We start from the raw sequence: 17,361 nt of genomic DNA, 5'->3' as shown, positions 1-17,361 counted from the left end.
ACACCCAGAACCTGACCAACTGAAGACCAACACATAAGAGGAGGTGAGTCTTGGACGCAGTATTCGAAAACCTGCCGCTCTTTTTAGAAGGCTTCAAGAACACGCTCGGTTTGCTGATTTTCTCCGGCATCGGCGCGCTTGTACTGGGAACCATCGTCGCCGGCCTGAGGATCTCGCCCATCGCGTCCTTCCGCGCTTTCGCGACCGTGTACACCGAGATCGTGCGCAACACCCCGCTGACCCTCGTGCTGTTCTTCTGCGCGTTCCTGTTGCCCTACCTGCAGTTCTCGCCCCCGTTCTTCGTGCTGGCCCTGATCGGCCTGACCGTTTACACGTCACCGTTCGTCGCCGAGGCGCTGCGTTCCGGCATCAACGGCGTTCCCGTCGGCCAGGCCGAGGCCGCCCGCAGCGTCGGCCTCACCTTCGGCCAGTCGCTGAGCTACGTGATCATGCCGCAGGCCGTGCGGATGGTGATCCCTCCGCTGATCAACGTCCTCATCGCTCTCACCAAGAACACCTCCGTCGCCGGCGCGTTCTTCGTCTTCGAACTCTTCGGCGCCGGCCGCCGGGTGGTCAATGATCGCGGCGACGCCGTCATCGCGATCCTGGCCGCCGTCGCGTTCTTCTACCTGATCATCACCATCACCCTCGGGCAGATCGCCGCCCGGGTGGAAAAGAAAGTGGCGGTGCTGCGATGAGCTCGGTCCTCTACGACGCCCCAGGGCCCAGGGCACGCGCCCGATCCCGTGTCATCTCCGTCGTCGGCATTGTGCTGCTGCTGGCCATCCTGACCTGGCTGATCCTGGCGATGGGAGCACCGAAGGCGAGTGCAAACGGCGCCGTTCAGCCCGGGCTGTGGGATGCGACCCGCTGGGACGTCTTCACCGACGTGCAGGTCTGGCGCTCAATCGGAGGAGGCGTGCTCGCAACCCTCAAGATGGCTGGCGTCGCGGCAGTGCTGGCCCTGATCATCGGCGTGCTGTTCTCATTCGGCCGCACGGCCGCTCATAAGGCCATCCGGATCCCGACAGCAATCATCCTCGAGTTCGTGCGCGGTATGCCCGTCCTGCTGATGATCCTCTTCATCCTGCTCGTGTTCTCGACGGGGTCGTACTGGGCCGGTGTCTCAGCCCTCGCGATCTATAACGGTGCGATCATCGGTGAAGCCCTCCGTGCGGGCATCCAATCGTTGCCGCGCGGCCAGCGCGAAGCCGGCCTGGCCATCGGCCTTACCCCGCTGTCGACCCGATTCCGAATTGAATTCCCGCAGGCGTTCCGCCAGATGCTGCCGATCATCATCGCCCAGCTGGTGGTGCTCCTGAAGGACACCTCCCTGGCGTTCATCGTGGGGTACAGCGAACTGCTGCGAGTGGGCGTCAAGAACCTGCCCGACTTCTTCGGCAACCGGTACCTGTTCTCCTTCTTCCTCGTCGTTCTCGCGATCTACCTCGCGATGAACCTGTCGCTGTCCTGGTTCGCTCGCTTCATCGCCCGCCGCTCCGGCCCCAAGGCGGGCAAGCTCGTCGCTCCCGCTCCGGAACCGATGCCCGACGCGCCGCTGAGTGCCGGCGTCGGCGCCGGCGGTTCAGCCTCCGGTCTCTGACCCACGGACGTGGTGCCCGGCCGCAGCCCACCGACGGCCGGGCACTAAACTTGGGTCTCGTGTCTGCACCCACCGAAATAACCGAACCCGTCGTCACCGTGGCTGTCGACGCCGCTCTCGCGGCCATCGCCGCCGCGACCGACTCCGCCGCTCTCAAGGCCGTGCGCTCGGCGCACGTCGGTGAGGCGTCGCCGCTGGCCGCGCTGAACGCCCTGATGCGCAGCGTGCCCGGCGACCAGAAGGCCGCCGCCGGCAAGCTCGTCGGCCAGGCCCGCGCTCGCGTCAACCAGGCGCTGAGCGCCCGCGAAGCCCAGATCGTCGAAGCCGAGGCCGCCGCCCAGCTCGCCGCCGAGGCCGTGGACGTCACCGCCGCAGCCTCCACGTGGCGGGCCGGAGCGCGGCATCCGCTCACCCTGCTGCAGGAGCGCGTCTCGGACGTGTTCGTGGGCATGGGCTGGGAGGTCGCTGAGGGACCGGAGCTGGAGAGCGAATGGTTCAACTTCGACGCGCTCAACTTCGACGAGGACCACCCCGCCCGGGCGATGCAGGACACCTTCTTCATCGACCCGCCCGAGGCGCACCTGGTGCTGCGCACCCACACCTCGCCCGTGCAGCTGCGCGCGCTGCTCGCTGCAGAACCGCCCGTCTACCGCATCGCGCCCGGCCGGGTCTACCGCACCGACGAGCTCGACGCCACGCACACGCCGGTGTTCCACCAGATCGAGGGCATCGCCGTGGACAAGGGTCTCACCATGGCGCACCTGCGCGGCACCCTCGATCACTTCGTCAAGGCCCTCTTCGGCGACGAAGCGAAGGTGCGCCTGCGCCCCAACTACTTCCCGTTCACCGAGCCGAGCGCGGAGCTCGACCTCTGGCACCCCACCTTCAAGGACGGCGCCCGCTGGATCGAGTGGGGCGGCTGCGGCATGGTCAACGCCAATGTGCTGCGCTCCGCGGGGATCGACCCCGACGTGTACTCCGGCTTCGCGTTCGGCGTCGGCGTCGAACGAGCACTGATGTTCCGTAATGATGTGAAGGATATGCACGACATGGTCGAAGGCGACGTTCGGTTCAGCCAGCAGTACGGGATGACCGTCTGATGCGCGTTCCCCTGAGCTGGCTCGGCGAATTCGTCGACCTCACCCCCGGCATCACGCCCGAAGACGTGCACGCCGCCCTCGTGAGCGTGGGCCTTGAGGAAGAAGAGATCCACCGCTTCGAGCTGACCGGACCCATCGTGGTCGGCCAGGTGCTCGAGTTCACCGGTGAGGTGCAGACCAACGGCAAGACCATCAACTGGTGCCAGGTGCGCGTCGCCGCGGATGGCGAACTCGCCGCCGACGGCGGCCCCGCCATCCACGGCATCGTCTGCGGTGCGCACAACTTCGTGGTCGGCGACAAGGTCGTCGTGACCCTGCCCGGCGCCGTGCTGCCCGGCCCGTTCCCGATCGCGCCGCGCAAGACCTACGGCCACGTGTCCGATGGCATGATCGCTTCCGCGCGGGAGCTCGGCCTCGGCGACGAACACGCCGGCATCCTGGTGCTCGGCGACCTCGGCCTCGACCCCGAGATCGGCACGGATGCGATTCGCCTGCTCGGGCTGGACGACTCCGCCGTGGAGATCAACGTCACCCCCGACCGCGGCTACGCCTTCTCGATCCGTGGAGTAGCCCGCGAGTACTCGCACGCCACCGGCGCGACCTTCCGCGACCCGGCCCTGGCCGTGTCCGCCACCGCGTCCACCGAGGTGTTCCCGGTCAGCATCGAGGATGCTGCCCCGATCCGCGACCGCGTCGGTGCCAGTGTCTTCGTCACCCGGGTCGTCCGCGGCGTGGACCCCACCCGGCCGTCGCCGGCCTGGCTGATCGCCCGCCTCAAGCTGGCCGGCATCCGCTCTATCTCGCTGATCGTGGACATCACCAACTACGTGATGATCGAACTCGGCCAGCCGATCCACGGGTACGACCTGGACAAGCTCACCGGCGGTATCGTCGTGCGGCGCGCGCAGGCCGGTGAGAAGCTCGTCACCCTCGACGACGCCACCCGCACGCTGAACCCCGAAGACCTGCTGATCACGGACGGTTCCGGCCCGATCGGCCTGGCCGGAGTGATGGGCGGAGCGACCACCGAGATCGGCGACGGCACCACCAGCGTGCTGATCGAAGCCGCGAATTTCGACCCGGTGTCAATCGCCCGCACCGCCCGGCGGCACAAGCTGCCCAGCGAGGCGTCCCGCCGGTTCGAACGCGGTGTCGATCCCGAGGTCGCCGCCGTCGCCGCGGCCCGCGTGGTGCAGCTGCTCGTCGAGCTCGCCGGGGGAGTGGCCGACGGCCTCGGCTCCCTGCACGACGCCACCCCGGAGCGCACCCCCATTGACCTGCCCACCGGCTTCGTCTCCGGCCTGATCGGCCTGGAGTACACCCGCGATGAGGTGCGCACCTCACTCGCCGAGATCGGCGCATCGATGACGGAGACCGCCACCGGGCTGGCCGTCAACGCGCCGAGCTGGCGCCCGGACCTCACCGACAAATGGACCCTGGCCGAGGAGGTCGCCCGGATCGTCGGCTACGACCGCATCCCGTCGGTGCTGCCCGTCGCCCCGCCCGGGCGCGGCCTCACCCGCACCCAGACGCTCAAGCGTTCGGTCGCCTCGGTGCTCGCCGCGACCGGTCACACCGAGGTGCTCGCCTACCCGTTCGTGGCCGAGAAGGCGAACAACCGGTTCGGCTCGCCGACCAGCACCACGGTTCCGCAGATCAAGGTGGCCAACCCGCTCGACGGTGAGGCGCCGTTCATGCGCACCTCGATGCTGCCGGGCCTGCTAGAGATCGCGCACCGCAACCTGTCCCGCGGCACCACCGACCTGGCGATCTTCGAGCTCGGCTCGGTGTTCCGCCCGGTCGAGGGCGTTCGCTACGGCAGCGCCGTCGTGCCGCCCGCGGCCGTGCGGCCCAGCGACGAACTCGTCGCAACGCTGAACGCGGGCATCCCGCCGCAGCCGTTCACCGCCGGCATCGTGCTGCTGGGCAACACCGTGCGGCACCAGCCCGGCCAGCCGCCGAAGCCGGCGTCCTGGCAGGATGCCCTCACCGCCGTTGCGCAGATCGGCCTCGCCGTCGGCCTGCCGATCCACGTGCGCCAGGGCACCCACCAGGCCATGCACCCCGGCCGCACCGCCGAACTGTTCGTGACCACCGCCACCGGCGACACGTCGGTCGGCTTCGCGGGCGAACTGCTGCCCGCCGTGGCCAAGGACGCCGACCTGCCCGCCGTGGTCGCGGTCGTCGAGATCGACCTGTCCGTCGTGTTCGCGCAGGTGACCGGCGATCTGCAGGCCACCGTGATCGGCACCAAGCCCGCCGCCACCCAGGACCTCTCGCTCGTTGTCGACGCGCAGGTGCCGGCCGGCGCCGTGCTCGAGGCCGTGCGCGAGGGCAGCGGTTCGCTCCTGGAGCGCATCGACCTGGTCGACGACTACCGTGGCACGGGCATTCAGCCGGGCCAGAAGTCCCTCACCTTCGCCCTGCGGTTCCGGGCGCCGGATCGCACCCTCACCGCCGCCGAGGCCAGTGACGCGAAACTCGCCGGCGTGCAGCTCGCCGCCGCCCGGCACGGCGCGCACCTGCGCGAGTAGCTGCTTCCTGCCCTGGCCCGAGTCCCGAATCAGGTTGACAGGCAGGGCGAGGTCGCGGCACGTCATGAGTGCGGCGGCACGTGTTGTAACACGTGCCGCCGGGACTGACACCTGCCGCCGGGACTACCGCATGCCGCGAGGACCAACGCGAGCCGCGTGGCGCCAGCCGGCCCGGCGCGATTGCAGGGCTGTGCCGGCACCCGAGTAAGTTTGATCCATGGTCTTTTCGGTAGCCGTTGCAGGCGCGAGTGGGTATGCGGGCGGTGAGCTGCTGCGTCTGCTGGCCGCTCACCCCGATTTCGAGGTGCGCACGGTCACCGCGCACAGCAACGCCGGTCAGCGCCTGGTCGACGTGCAACCGCACCTGCGCTCCCTCGCCCACCTGGTGCTGGGCAACACGGATGCCGCCACCCTGGCCGGCCACGACGTGGTCTTCCTCGCCCTGCCGCACGGCGCTTCCGGTGCCCTGACCGCACAGCTACCCGACGACACCCTCGTGGTGGACTGCGGCGCGGACCACCGCCTCGAGAGCGAAGCCGACTGGGCCGCGTTCTACGGCGGCGACTACTTCGGCGCCTGGGCCTACGGCGTTCCCGAGCTTCCCGTCGCCGGCGGAAAGCAGCGCGACCGGCTGGTCGGCGTGCGTCGCATCGCCGCGCCCGGCTGCAACGCCAGCACCGTCGCGCTCGCCCTGGCCCCGGGCATCCTGGCCGGCGTCATCGAAGCCGCCGACATCGTCGCCGTGCTCGCCGTGGGCCCGTCCGGTGCCGGCAAGAGCCTCAAGGTGCCCAACCTCGCCGCCGAGGTGCTCGGCAGCGCCAACCCGTATGCCGTCGGCGGCACCCACCGGCACATTCCCGAGATCCAGCAGAGCCTGCGCTGGGCCGGCGCGACCGCGCCGACGGTGTCGTTCACCCCCGTGATCGTGCCCATGTCCCGCGGCATCCTCGCCACCGCCACCGCCCGGCTGGTGCCGGGCACCAGCGCGGCCTCCGTGCGCGAGGCCTGGGCCGCGGCATACGCCGACGAACCGTTTGTGCACGTGCTGCCCACCGGCCAGTTCCCGCGCACCGCCGACGTGCTCGGCGCCAACACCGCACTCATCGGCCTCGCCATCGACGAGGCCGCCGGTCGGGTGATCACGGTCACGGCCGTCGACAACCTGGCCAAGGGCACCGCCGGCGCTGCCATCCAATCCGCCAACATTGCCCTGGGGCTGCCCGAAACCAGCGGCCTCAGCACGAATGGAGTTGCCCCGTGAGCGTCACCGCCCCCGCCGGATTCGCCGCCGCCGGCGTCACCGCCGGTCTCAAGAAGTCCGGTGGCCTTGACCTGGCCATCGTTGCCAACCTGGGCCCGCTCGCCAACGCCGCCACCGTCTTCACCAGCAACCGCTGCAAGGCCAACCCGATCCTGTGGAGCCAGCAGGTCATGAGCGACGGTCAGGTCAGCGCGATCGTGCTGAACTCCGGCGGCGCCAACTGCTACACCGGCAGCATCGGCTTCCAGACCACCCACGCCACCGCCGAGGCCGTCGCGGAGCAGCTGCAGGTGTCCTCCGGCGACGTGCTCGTCTGCTCCACCGGCCTCATCGGCGAGCAGCTCGACCTCGGCAAGCTCACCGCGGGGGTCTTCGACGCCGGTCTGGCGCTCAAGGGCGCGGATGCGTCATCCGCCGAGGCCGGCCTCGCCGCCGCGCAGGCGATCATGACCACCGACACCCGCCCCAAGCAGGCCACCCAGGTGTCACCGGCCGGCTGGTCGATCGGCGGCATGGCCAAGGGCGCCGGCATGCTTGCACCCGGCCTGGCCACGATGCTCGTCGTCATCACCACCGACGCGGTCCTGTCCTCCGTCCAGCTGGATACCGCGCTGCGGGAAGCCACCCGGGTCACCTTCGACCGGCTCGACTCCGACGGCTGCATGTCGACCAATGACACCGTCAGCCTGCTCGCGTCCGGCGCCAGCGGCGTCGAGGCCAACCCCGCCGAGTTCGCAGCCGCGCTCACCGACCTGTGCCGCGACCTCACCCTGCAGTTGCAGGGCGACGCCGAGGGCGCCTCGCATGACGTGGCGATCTCGGTGGTCAACGCCCACGCCGAATCCGAAGCCGTCACCGTGGCCCGCGCCGTGTCGCGGAGCAACCTGTTCAAGGCCGCGATCTACGGCAACGACCCCAACTGGGGCCGGGTCCTCGCCGCGGTGGGCACCATCCCCGAGGCCGACGCTGCCTTCGACCCGTACGGCATCGACGTGGCGATCAACGGCATCCAGGTGTGCACGGCGGGCGAACCGGACCAGCCGCGCGAGCTCGTGGACCTGACCCCCCGGGAAGTCACCGTGGTCATCGACCTGCACGCCGGCACTGCCGGTGCCACGATCTGGACCAACGACCTCACCCACGACTACGTCGAAGAGAACAGCGCGTACTCCAGCTGATGACCGCCGCCACCCCCGCCCCCGCCGGCGTGCCGCCGGTTCCCACGCTCGACGACGTCGACAACACCCCCGCCGAAGCGACCATCAAGGCCGCCACCCTCATCGAGGCGCTGCCCTGGCTCAAGAAGTTCCACGACCAGATCATCGTCGTCAAGTTCGGCGGCAATGCCATGGTCAGTGAAGAACTACAGCGCGCGTTCGCCGAAGACATGGTCTACCTGCGTTATGCCGGCATCCGGCCCGTCGTCGTGCACGGCGGAGGCCCGCAGATCTCCGCGATGCTCGCCCGCCTCGGCATCGAGAGCGAATTCCGTGGCGGCTACCGGGTGACCACCCCCGAGGCCATGGACGTGGTGCGGATGGTGCTCACCGGACAGATCAACCGCGACCTGGTCAGCCACATCAACGCGCACGGCCCGCTTGCCGCCGGGCTCAGCGGCGAAGACGCCGGACTGTTCACCGGCCGACGCCGCGGAGTCGTCATCGACGGCGAAGAAGTCGACCTCGGCCTGGTCGGCGACGTCATCGGCGTCGACCCCGAGGCCGTGCACGCGCAGCTGAACGCCGGTCGCATCCCGGTGATCTCCTCGATCGCGCCGGACGTCGATGTGCCGGGCCAATCGCTCAACGTCAACGCGGATGCCGCCGCCGCCGCCCTGGCCGTGGCCCTGAACGCGGCCAAACTCGTGATCCTCACCGACGTGGCCGGGCTCTACAGCGACTGGCCCAACCGCGACTCGCTCGTCTCCGTCATCGACGTGGACGCGCTGCACACCCTGCTTCCCGATCTGGAATCGGGCATGATCCCCAAGATGACAGCCTGCCTGGATGCCGTCGAGGGGGGTGTCGCGAAAGCGGCGATCATTGACGGGCGAGTGCCGCACTCGATCCTCGTCGAAATATTCACCGGAAGCGGCATTGGTACAGAGGTGGTTCCCGCATGACCTGGCACGAACGTTACGACACGGCAATGATGAAGACCCTCGCGCCCCCGCTGGCCGTGCTCGTGCGGGGGGAGGGCTGCTATGTCTGGGACGAGAACGGCACCAAATACCTCGACTTCCTCGCCGGCATCGCCGTCAATTCACTCGGCCACGCCCACCCCGAAATGGTCGCCGCAGCCCAGCACCAAATCGGCACTCTCGCGCACATCTCCAACTACTTCGCCTCGCCGTCGCAGATCGAACTGGCCGAGCGTCTCAAACGCCTCACCGGCGCCGGCGACGCCGGCCGGGTGTACTTCTGCAACTCCGGCGCCGAGGCCAATGAGGCGGCGTTCAAACTCGCCCGCCTCAACATCGCCGGCGGCCGCCGCGGCCGAATCCTGGCGCTGCACGACTCCTTCCACGGCCGCACCATGGGCGCGCTCGCGCTCACCGGTAAGCCCCTGATGCGGGCTCCCTTCGAACCCGTTCCCGGCGGTGTGCGGCACATCGACAGCACCATCGAGGCGCTCGAGCGAGAACTCGACGACACCGTGTCGGCCCTGTTCCTGGAACCCGTCAAGGGCGAGGCCGGCGTCATCGACCTGCCGGAAGGCTTCCTGCGTCGCGCCCGCGAACTCTGCACCCAGCACGGTGTGCTGCTGATCATCGACGAGGTGCAGACCGGAGCGGGCCGCACCGGGGCCTGGTTCGCTTTCCAGCATGCCGACATCGTGCCGGATGCCGTCACCGTCGCCAAAGGCATCGGCGGCGGCGTGCCGATCGGCGCGCTGGTGACTTTTGGGGCCACCTCCGCACTGTTCACCCGGGGCCAGCACGGCTCCACCTTCGGCGGCAACCCGTTCGTGACCGCCACCTCCAATGCCGTGCTCGGCGTCATTGAGCGCGATGACCTCGTCGGCAACGCTGCCCGCCGTGGCGCGGAGATCCGCGACCTCATCACCCGCATGGATTCCCCCCTGATCAGCGAAGTCCGCGGTCGCGGGCTGCTGCTCGGGATCGGCTTGACTGAGCCGGTGGCACTCAAGCTCGCCGCCGCCGCCCTCGAGGCTGGGCTGATCGTGAACGCCGCAAACGAATCCAGCATCCGGTTGGCGCCGCCGCTGATCGTCGGCGACGCCGAGCTGGCCGATTTCGACGAGCGTTTCCGGGCCGCCCTGGCGACCGTGACCAGTTCGGGCCTCGTCCCCGCCTTCCACTGAGGAACCGGAAGGGAAGGTGCCAGCAGATAAGGTGGAGGAATCCTGCTTAACACACGAAGTTTTCATCGAAAGTGACCCCCGTGACCCGCCATTTCCTGCGCGACGACGACATCTCACCGGCCGAACAGGCCGAGATCCTCGATCTGGCCCTGGAACTGAAGCGAGACCGATTCGCGGTCCAGCCCCTGGCAGGACCGAAAACCGTCGCCGTGATCTTCGACAAGTCCTCCACCCGCACCCGGGTCTCGTTCGCCGTCGGCATCGCCGACCTCGGCGGCATCCCGCTGATCATCAGCACCGCGAACAGCCAGCTGGGCGGCAAGGAAACCGCCGCCGACACCGCTCGGGTGCTCGAACGCCAGGTGGCCGCGATCGTGTGGCGCACCTACGGCCAGGCCGGACTCGAAGAGATGGCGCTGAACACCACGGTGCCCGTCGTCAACGCTCTCTCCGACGAATTCCACCCGTGCCAGCTGCTCGCCGACCTGCTCACCATCCGTGAGCACCGGGGCGACCTGGCCGGCCAGACCCTGACCTTCCTCGGCGACGGCGCCTGCAACATGGCGCAGTCCTACCTGCTCGCCGGCGCCACCGCGGGCATGCACGTACGCATCGCCTCCCCGGCCGGGTACACCCCCGACCCGCAGGTCGTCGCGGATGCCGAGGCGATCGCCGCGAAGACCGGCGGGTCCGTCGCCCTGTTCACCGACCCGGCCGCCGCCGTCGCCGGCGTCGACGTCGTCATCACCGACACCTGGGTGTCGATGGGCAAGGAAGAAGAGAAGGCGACCCGACTGGGCTCCCTCGGCGGCTACCGTGTCGATGCCGACCTGATGGGCCTGGCGAAGCCGGATGCCCACTTCATGCACTGCCTGCCGGCCGACCGCGGCTACGAAGTCACCGCCGACGTCATCGACGGCCCGCAGAGCATCATCTGGGACGAGGCCGAGAACCGGCTGCACGCCCAGAAGGCGCTGCTCGTCTGGCTGTTCGCGCGTAACGCGGGCTGACTGCCGCTTCGCACGCGCCCTAAACGTGAACTGTAAAATTGGCATCATGAAGGAGAACCATGGCTGAGCGGGTTGTACTGGCGTATTCGGGTGGGCTGGACACCTCCGTGGGCATCGGCTGGCTGAAGGACGCTACCGGCAAGGAGGTCGTGGCCCTGGCCGTCGACGTCGGGCAAGAGGGCGAGGACATGGATGCGATCCGCCAGCGCGCGCTCGACTGCGGCGCCGTGGAGTCCATCGTCGTCGACGCCAGGGATGAGTTCGCCAACGACTACATCGTGCCAACGCTCAAGGCCAACGCGCTCTACCAGAAGCGCTACCCGCTGGTCTCGGCGATCAGCCGCCCGCTGATCGCCAAGCACCTCGCCGCCACCGCCCGCGCCCTCGGCGCCGACAGCGTTGCGCACGGCTGCACCGGCAAGGGCAACGACCAGGTGCGCTTCGAAGCGGCCGTCACCGCTCTGGCCCCCGAGCTCACCTCGCTCGCCCCGGTGCGCGACTTCGCCCTCACCCGCGACAAGGCCATCGAGTACGCCGCCGCGCACAACCTGCCGATCGCCCAGTCCAAGAAAAGCCCGTACTCCATCGACCAGAACGTCTGGGGACGCGCCGTCGAGACCGGCTTCCTGGAAGACCCGTGGAACGCGCCGATCGAGGACCTCTACACCTACACCCAGGACCCGTCGATCCCACGCGAGGCGACCGAGATCATCATCACCTTCGACCAGGGCGTACCCGTGGCCGTCGACGGCAAGCCGGTCACACCGCTCGAGGCGGTGGTGCTGCTCAACAAGCTCGCCGGTGACCAGGGGGTCGGCCGCATCGACATCGTTGAGGACCGCCTAGTGGGCATCAAGAGCCGCGAGGTCTACGAATCCCCGGCCGGGATCGCGCTGATCACCGCGCACGAAGAACTCGAGAACGTCACCGTCGAGCGCGACGTGGCCCGCTACAAACGCGGCGTCGAGGCCAAGTGGAGCGAGCTCGTCTACGACGGCCTGTGGTTCTCAGGTCTGAAGAAGTCGCTGGACGCGTTCATCAACGACACCCAGAGGTACGTCTCCGGCGACATCCGCCTGAAGCTGCACGCCGGCACCGCCGTCGTCACCGGCCGGCAGAGTACGCAGAGCCTGTACGACTTCGACCTCGCCACCTACGACACCGGCGACTCGTTCGACCAGTCGATGGCCAAGGGCTTCATCGAACTGTGGTCCCTGCCCAGCAAGATCGCGGCCCGCCGCGACCAGGCCGCGAAGTAGGCCCCCGATGAGCGACGACACGAACATCAACCGTGCGGGTGAAGCCGGTGCCCTGTGGGGCGGCCGCTTCGCCGGCGGACCATCGCCCGAGCTGGCGCGACTGAGCAAGTCCACCCATTTCGACTGGCAGCTGTCCGGCTATGACATTCGCGGGTCCCGCGCCCACGCCCGGGCCCTGGCCGCCGCCGGCTATCTCACCGAAGACGAACTGGCCGGGATGCTCGCCGGTCTGGACACCCTCGACGAGGCTGTCGAGGACGGCCGGTTCCAGCCGGCCCCCACCGATGAGGACGTGCACTCGGCGCTCGAGCGCGGCCTGATCGACATCGTCGGCACCGAGCTGGGCGGCAAGCTGCGCGCCGGCCGCAGCCGCAACGACCAGGTCGCCACCTTGGTGCGGATGCTCCTACGCGACCACGCCGCCATCATTGCGCGGCTGCTGGTGGACCTCATCGACGCCCTCGCCGCCCAGGCCGAGGCGAACGAGACGGCCATCATGCCCGGCCGCACACACCTGCAGCACGCCCAGCCGGTGCTGCTGGCCCACCACCTCTTCGCGCACTGCTGGCCGCTGGTACGCGACCTCGAGCGCTTCGCCGACTGGAACAAGCGCTCGGACTTCTCTCCGTACGGGTCCGGCGCCCTCGCCGGCAACACCCTCGGCCTGGACGCGAGGCTCATCGCCACCGAGCTGGGTTTCGGTGCGGTCGTGGAGAACTCGATCGACGGCACCGCCAGTCGCGACCTGGTCGCCGAGTTCGCCTACATCACTGCTCAGATCGGCATCGACCTGTCCCGCCTGGCCGAGGAGATCATCCTCTGGAACACCCGCGAATTCGGTTTCGTCACTCTCGACGACTCGTACTCGACGGGGTCGTCGATCATGCCGCAGAAGAAGAACCCCGACATCGCCGAACTGGCCCGGGGTAAGTCCGGTCGCCTGATCGGCAACCTGACCGGGCTCCTCACCACGCTCAAGGGCCTTCCGCTGGCGTACAACCGCGACCTGCAGGAGGACAAGGAGCCGGTTTTCGACTCCATCGAGACCCTCGAGGTGCTGCTGCCCGCGTTCACCGGCATGATCGCCACCATCACCTTCCACACCGACAGGATGGCCGAGCTGGCGCCGCAGGGCTTCTCCCTCGCCACGGATGTCGCCGAGTGGCTGGTCAAGCGGCACGTCAGTTTCCGGGACGCGCACGAGATCACCGGCACCTTGGTGAAGGTCGCCGAGGCCCAAGGCCTCGACCTGCATGAGATCGACGACGCGGGGCTTGCCGAAATTTCGCCGCACCTCACTCCCGAAGTGCGCGAGGTGCTCACCATCCAGGGCTCGGTCACCCGTCGTGACGGTCAGGCCGGCACCGCGCCGGTTCGCGTCGCCGAGCAGCGCGCCGCCCTGGTGGCCCGCGTGCACAGCCTGGCCACCGCCCTGGTGCGCTGAGAACCGTTCGACGAAGTACCCGCGGATGACCGTCGACCGTGACCTGTCCTCCCAGGACGCGGTCGACGTCGCCCCGCTACTGCTGGGCGCCCTGCTCCGCCACGGTGACACCGTGTTGCGGATCAGCGAGGTGGAGGCCTACCAGGCCGGCGACGACCCGGGCTCGCACGCCTTCCGCCGGAGGACACCCCGCAACGCCATCATGTTCGGGCCGCCCGGGCACCTCTACGCGTACTTCAGTTACGGCATGCACGTCTGCGCCTACATCGTCTGTTCCCCGGAGGGCGAGGCATCCGCCGTGTTGTTGCGTGGGGGAGAGATCGTCGCTGGCCACTCCGAGGCACGCGCCCGGCGGGGCGCATCGATACCAGAGCGGGACCTGGCGCGCGGCCCGGCGCGGCTCACGCGCGCCCTGGGCATCGGCTTGCACCAGGACGGCGCCGACCTCACGGTCGACCCCTTCGAGTTGACCCTGCCGACGGAACCGGTTCCCGCCCTGACGGGCCCCCGCACCGGTGTGGGCGGCCTCGGTGGCGGTGTCGAATTCCCGTGGCGGTTCTGGATCCCGGGGGATCGCACGGTCTCGGTCTACCGTCGGCATCCCCGCGCCGGCTGAGCAACGCTGGTCAGGTCATCGCCGGTCAAAACGACGCCGAAGAGACTGGGCGAGGGTCAGGACTGGGCGAGGTTGACCAGGATGACGCAGGCGCACGCCCAGATGAGGCTGGCGAAGGTGCCGATGATGAACCGTTCCCGAGCCTCGGAGGAAGCGAGCTCGGTGAACCGGCCGACACCCTTGATGGCCACGACCACGGCGAGGGCTTCCGGGAAGCCGGCCAGGATCGCGCCGGCCACGGCCAGGCGTTCCAGGACGCCGATCGTGAGCCCGCCACGCAGGACTTCGTGCACGGCAGCAGCCTGTGCCGTCCCGGCGGCAGCATCCGTGCCGCCGGCCTCCGCGACACCGCCGGGCGTCGTTTCCGTACCCACCAGGATGCCGCCGTGACTGCCCGGGGCCACCGAGTCCTGCGTCGCCAGGTGCAGCGCCAGCACGGCCGCGGGTCCGCCGCCGATCACCGCGAGGGCCAGTCCGGCCAGCGTCATGACGACGGTGAAAGCGACCGGAGCCTCGACGACCGGCACGGCGGCCAGCAGGAGCGCCGCGCCCAGCGCCCCGGCGGAGGCGATCACGAACGGCTGCTTGCCGAGCCGGAACGCGAGGACCGCGAGGATCAGCGATGCCAGCGTGACCAGGAGCAGGGCCACCCAGTACAGGTAGAACACGACGGAGAGGGAATCAAGGCTATTCATCTGCGGGAGTCATCCGTTTCGCTGGTGTCGCGGTCGAGGTTGTGTAGCAGCCTAACCAGTGCCGGATGCGCGGCGCGTTCGACCCTCCACTGCGCGCTCTTCACGCGCTGGCTGACCGCGGCGGTGGAGATGCCGAGGGTGCGGGCGATGGCGGTTTGCGCGAGCCCGTCGTCGAGCAGGTCCACGGCTTGCCAGCCTTCCGGGGTGCGCCGCTGGCGAAGCAGGAGCAGCATGGTCACGAGCGCTTCCACATCAGCGCCCGTCGGCGGTTCGGGGGAGTCCGCCGCGGACCGGTTTGCGCCGGGACCGGCCGCCGGTACGTTCAAGGCGAACCTTGCCTCGGCCCGTTTGGCGCGGGTGACCGCCTCCCGGGCCGCGATGAAGGCATCCCCGGTGGCCTGCCGGGTGGACTGGGGCAGGGGAGTGCGGATGGAGCCGACGCCGATCCCGATGCTCCAGAACTCGGCCCGGTGCAGGTCGAGCAGTGTGGCGAAGGCGTCTCCGGCGGCGGGGACGAGCAGTTGAATCTCATCACCGGACGTCTGGTCGGGCGGCAGCGCGAAGGCTGCCGGGTGGCGGTGCACCAGCTGGGCGATCATGTCGCTGGCGCGGTCGCGATCGTGGCGGCTGTCGATTTGATCGGCGGTAATCACAAACATTGGTTAAGCCTCCATCCTGAATGCAGCCTAATCAAGGATCAAAGATTAATCCAGTCGGATTCAGCCTGCGGCCTTGACTGTAGTCGGGTTGGAAGCGCGCCTCCGAAGCCCGGGAGGTCGGCGCTGGTAATCTGGCTGCGTGTCAGACCCCAGCATCCTTGCCCAGCAAGCCAACGATCCCACTTTTGCCGACGTCTGGGAGGAGATTTCCTGGCGCGGCCTGGTTCACGTCTCCACCGACGAATCGGCGCTGCGGGTCCTGCTCGCCGGGGATCCGATCACGTACTACTGCGGCTTCGATCCGACGGCCCCGAGCCTGCACCTGGGCAACCTGGTCCAGCTGCTGCTGATGCGCCGCCTGCAGCTGGCCGGACACCGCCCGCTCGGCCTGGTCGGCGGCTCCACCGGACTCATCGGTGACCCGCGCCCCACGGCAGAGCGCACCCTGAACACCCCCGAGGTCGTCAACGAGTGGGTCGGTTACCTGCAGGCCCAGGTGACCCGGTTCCTCAGCGCCGAGGGAACCAACGCCGTCACCATGGTGAACAACCTCGACTGGACGGCGCCGCTGTCGGCCATCGACTTCCTGCGCGACATCGGCAAGTACTACCGGGTCGGCACGATGCTCAAAAAGGATGCCGTGAGCGCCCGGCTCAACTCGGACGCCGGCATCAGCTACACCGAATTCAGTTACCAGGTGCTGCAGGGGATGGATTTCCTCGAGCTGTACCGCAGCCATGGCTGTGTGCTGCAAACGGGAGGCAGCGACCAGTGGGGCAACCTCACCAGCGGCACCGACCTCATCCACCGTGCGGAGGGCACCAGCGTGCACGCGATCGGCACCCCGCTGATCACGAACACCGACGGCACCAAGTTCGGCAAGAGTGAAGGCAACGCGGTGTGGCTGGACCCGGCGCTGACCAGCCCGTACGCGATGTACCAGTTCTGGCTGAACACCGACGACGCCGATGTGATCGCCCGGCTCAAGATCTTCACGTTCCTCAGCCGCGTCCAGATCGACGCCCTCGAGGAACTTGTGGCCACCGAACCGTTCAAGCGCGAGGCGCAGCGCACGCTGGCCTTCGAGGTCACGAGCCTGGTGCACGGTGTCTCGGCCACGGATGCCGCCATCCAGGCGACGCAGGCGCTGTTCGGTCAGGGCGACCTGGCCGATCTCGACCCGGAGACCCTCGAAGCGGCGCTCCGGGCGCTGCCGAACACCACGACGTCCCCGCAGGCGCAGGTCATGCAGTTGCTCGTGGACACCGGACTGACCAAGAGCCTGGGCGAAGCCCGCCGGGCGATCGGCCAGGGCGGCGTCTATCTGAACAATGTGAAGGTCACCGATGAGGCGGCCACCGTTGAGGGATCCGTCCTACCCGGGGGAGTGGCCGTGCTCCGACGCGGCAAGAAGACCCTGGCCGGCGTCTTCGTCGAGTAGATTCCGCCTGCCCGGGGCTATGTGACGGGCAGGTTACGGCCGCATTGCGGGTGGATGTCTATTTGCGACACGCCCGGGATGCTGCCGGGATTGCGGGGCATTCGGAACCCGCGTAATGTCATCTCTTGTCACCCCACAGGTGCGGAAAGCCGAAGAGCTTCCCGGCCTCAAGCGGGACCAACTCCAAGTTCGGACAGCGAATTTATTCAGCCTGCTGGACTTGATGGCGTTTGAACGTTCCAATCTGGAGCAGTTCGTAACGACACGAAAAACAGAACAACATCGAAGTGCCCCGGAGCGAAAGCCAGTCACAATGGCCTGAAGTCGGGTGCGTCCGATCCTTGAGAACTCAACAGCGTGCACAATGTCAAATGCCAAAAACCTCGTGGTTTGGATCCGTTTCTAGCGGTGAAGG

At 68.5% G+C, this 17,361-nt stretch carries 15 protein-coding genes; 13 read left to right on the top strand and 2 right to left on the bottom strand.

Features of this window, described 5'->3' with window-relative positions:
- Positions 1-50: 50 nt before the first annotated feature.
- The 12 genes from JWP54_RS16450 to JWP54_RS16395 all read left to right on the top strand — a co-directional run bounded on the left by JWP54_RS16450 (position 51) and on the right by JWP54_RS16395 (position 14,151).
- Entirely contained in the window at positions 51-698 is a 648-nt protein-coding gene (locus JWP54_RS16450) for an amino acid ABC transporter permease (RefSeq protein WP_297374223.1), read from the top strand.
- On the top strand, positions 695-1,603 hold the full coding sequence (locus JWP54_RS16445; protein WP_297374220.1) for an amino acid ABC transporter permease: 909 nt from the start codon (positions 695-697) through the stop codon (positions 1,601-1,603). Before JWP54_RS16450 ends, JWP54_RS16445 begins: the two co-directional genes overlap by 4 nt.
- Positions 1,604-1,662: 59 nt before the next feature.
- A complete protein-coding gene (gene pheS / locus JWP54_RS16440; RefSeq protein WP_297374217.1) occupies positions 1,663-2,703 on the top strand; it encodes a phenylalanine--tRNA ligase subunit alpha in 1,041 nt (346 codons plus the stop codon).
- Positions 2,703-5,237, top strand: a complete 2,535-nt coding sequence (gene pheT / locus JWP54_RS16435) for a phenylalanine--tRNA ligase subunit beta (RefSeq protein ID WP_297374213.1) — start codon at positions 2,703-2,705, stop codon at positions 5,235-5,237. Before pheS ends, pheT begins: the two co-directional genes overlap by 1 nt.
- A 217-nt stretch (positions 5,238-5,454) precedes the next feature.
- The gene (gene argC, locus JWP54_RS16430; protein WP_297374209.1) at positions 5,455-6,498 is read left to right on the top strand and encodes an N-acetyl-gamma-glutamyl-phosphate reductase; all 1,044 of its coding nucleotides are present in this window, start codon (positions 5,455-5,457) and stop codon (positions 6,496-6,498) included.
- Entirely contained in the window at positions 6,495-7,676 is a 1,182-nt protein-coding gene (argJ, locus tag JWP54_RS16425) for a bifunctional glutamate N-acetyltransferase/amino-acid acetyltransferase ArgJ (protein WP_297374206.1), read from the top strand. Before argC ends, argJ begins: the two co-directional genes overlap by 4 nt.
- The gene (gene argB / locus JWP54_RS16420) at positions 7,676-8,620 is read left to right on the top strand and encodes an acetylglutamate kinase (protein WP_297374203.1); all 945 of its coding nucleotides are present in this window, start codon (positions 7,676-7,678) and stop codon (positions 8,618-8,620) included. The genes argJ and argB overlap by 1 nt, the downstream gene beginning before the upstream one ends.
- Positions 8,617-9,822, top strand: coding sequence for an acetylornithine transaminase (locus JWP54_RS16415; RefSeq protein WP_297374200.1), 1,206 nt, complete (start codon positions 8,617-8,619; stop codon positions 9,820-9,822). Before argB ends, JWP54_RS16415 begins: the two co-directional genes overlap by 4 nt.
- Positions 9,823-9,902: 80 nt before the next feature.
- A complete protein-coding gene (gene argF, locus JWP54_RS16410) occupies positions 9,903-10,832 on the top strand; it encodes an ornithine carbamoyltransferase (protein WP_297374195.1) in 930 nt (309 codons plus the stop codon).
- A gap of 59 nt (positions 10,833-10,891) precedes the next feature.
- Positions 10,892-12,091, top strand: a complete 1,200-nt coding sequence (locus JWP54_RS16405) for an argininosuccinate synthase (RefSeq protein ID WP_297374192.1) — start codon at positions 10,892-10,894, stop codon at positions 12,089-12,091.
- Positions 12,092-12,098: 7 nt separating this feature from the next.
- Complete coding sequence (gene argH, locus JWP54_RS16400; RefSeq protein ID WP_297374189.1) at positions 12,099-13,535, top strand: argininosuccinate lyase; 1,437 nt, start codon at positions 12,099-12,101, stop codon at positions 13,533-13,535.
- Positions 13,536-13,560: 25 nt separating this feature from the next.
- Positions 13,561-14,151 carry a DNA-3-methyladenine glycosylase gene (locus JWP54_RS16395; RefSeq protein ID WP_297374186.1) on the top strand — a complete coding sequence of 197 codons (591 nt, stop codon included), beginning with the start codon at positions 13,561-13,563 and terminating at the stop codon, positions 14,149-14,151.
- Between the two features lie 56 nt (positions 14,152-14,207).
- Here the strand turns inward: JWP54_RS16395 and JWP54_RS16390 are convergent, their stop codons facing one another.
- Both JWP54_RS16390 and JWP54_RS16385 read right to left on the bottom strand, forming a co-directional pair.
- The gene (locus JWP54_RS16390; RefSeq protein ID WP_297374183.1) at positions 14,208-14,846 is read right to left on the bottom strand and encodes a hypothetical protein; all 639 of its coding nucleotides are present in this window, start codon (positions 14,844-14,846) and stop codon (positions 14,208-14,210) included.
- Entirely contained in the window at positions 14,843-15,505 is a 663-nt protein-coding gene (locus JWP54_RS16385; protein ID WP_297374181.1) for a DNA-binding protein, read from the bottom strand. Before JWP54_RS16385 ends, JWP54_RS16390 begins: the two co-directional genes overlap by 4 nt.
- A 139-nt stretch (positions 15,506-15,644) precedes the next feature.
- Here JWP54_RS16385 and tyrS point away from each other — a divergent pair, with 139 nt between their 5' ends.
- Entirely contained in the window at positions 15,645-16,946 is a 1,302-nt protein-coding gene (gene tyrS / locus JWP54_RS16380) for a tyrosine--tRNA ligase (protein ID WP_297374178.1), read from the top strand.
- The last annotated feature ends 415 nt before the right edge of the window (positions 16,947-17,361 follow it).

It is taken from the genome of Cryobacterium sp. (assembly GCF_025463825.1).
Lineage (GTDB): Bacteria > Actinomycetota > Actinomycetes > Actinomycetales > Microbacteriaceae > Cryobacterium.
This window is presented reverse-complemented; position numbering and strand designations above follow the sequence as displayed.

What these genes read in the sequence shown, in the direction of transcription:
- argB (WP_297374203.1), top strand. Translation starts at nt 7,676, where the DNA reads ATGACCGCCGCCACCCCCGCCCCCGCCGGCGTGCCGCCGGTTCCCACG.
- JWP54_RS16405 (WP_297374192.1), top strand. Translation starts at nt 10,892, where the DNA reads ATGGCTGAGCGGGTTGTACTGGCGTATTCGGGTGGGCTGGACACCTCC.
- argC (WP_297374209.1), top strand. Translation starts at nt 5,455, where the DNA reads ATGGTCTTTTCGGTAGCCGTTGCAGGCGCGAGTGGGTATGCGGGCGGT.
- JWP54_RS16395 (WP_297374186.1), top strand. Translation starts at nt 13,561, where the DNA reads ATGACCGTCGACCGTGACCTGTCCTCCCAGGACGCGGTCGACGTCGCC.
- argH (WP_297374189.1), top strand. Translation starts at nt 12,099, where the DNA reads ATGAGCGACGACACGAACATCAACCGTGCGGGTGAAGCCGGTGCCCTG.
- JWP54_RS16445 (WP_297374220.1), top strand. Translation starts at nt 695, where the DNA reads ATGAGCTCGGTCCTCTACGACGCCCCAGGGCCCAGGGCACGCGCCCGA.
- pheT (WP_297374213.1), top strand. Translation starts at nt 2,703, where the DNA reads ATGCGCGTTCCCCTGAGCTGGCTCGGCGAATTCGTCGACCTCACCCCC.
- JWP54_RS16385 (WP_297374181.1), bottom strand. Translation starts at nt 15,505, where the DNA reads ATGTTTGTGATTACCGCCGATCAAATCGACAGCCGCCACGATCGCGAC.
- JWP54_RS16415 (WP_297374200.1), top strand. Translation starts at nt 8,617, where the DNA reads ATGACCTGGCACGAACGTTACGACACGGCAATGATGAAGACCCTCGCG.
- JWP54_RS16390 (WP_297374183.1), bottom strand. Translation starts at nt 14,846, where the DNA reads ATGAATAGCCTTGATTCCCTCTCCGTCGTGTTCTACCTGTACTGGGTG.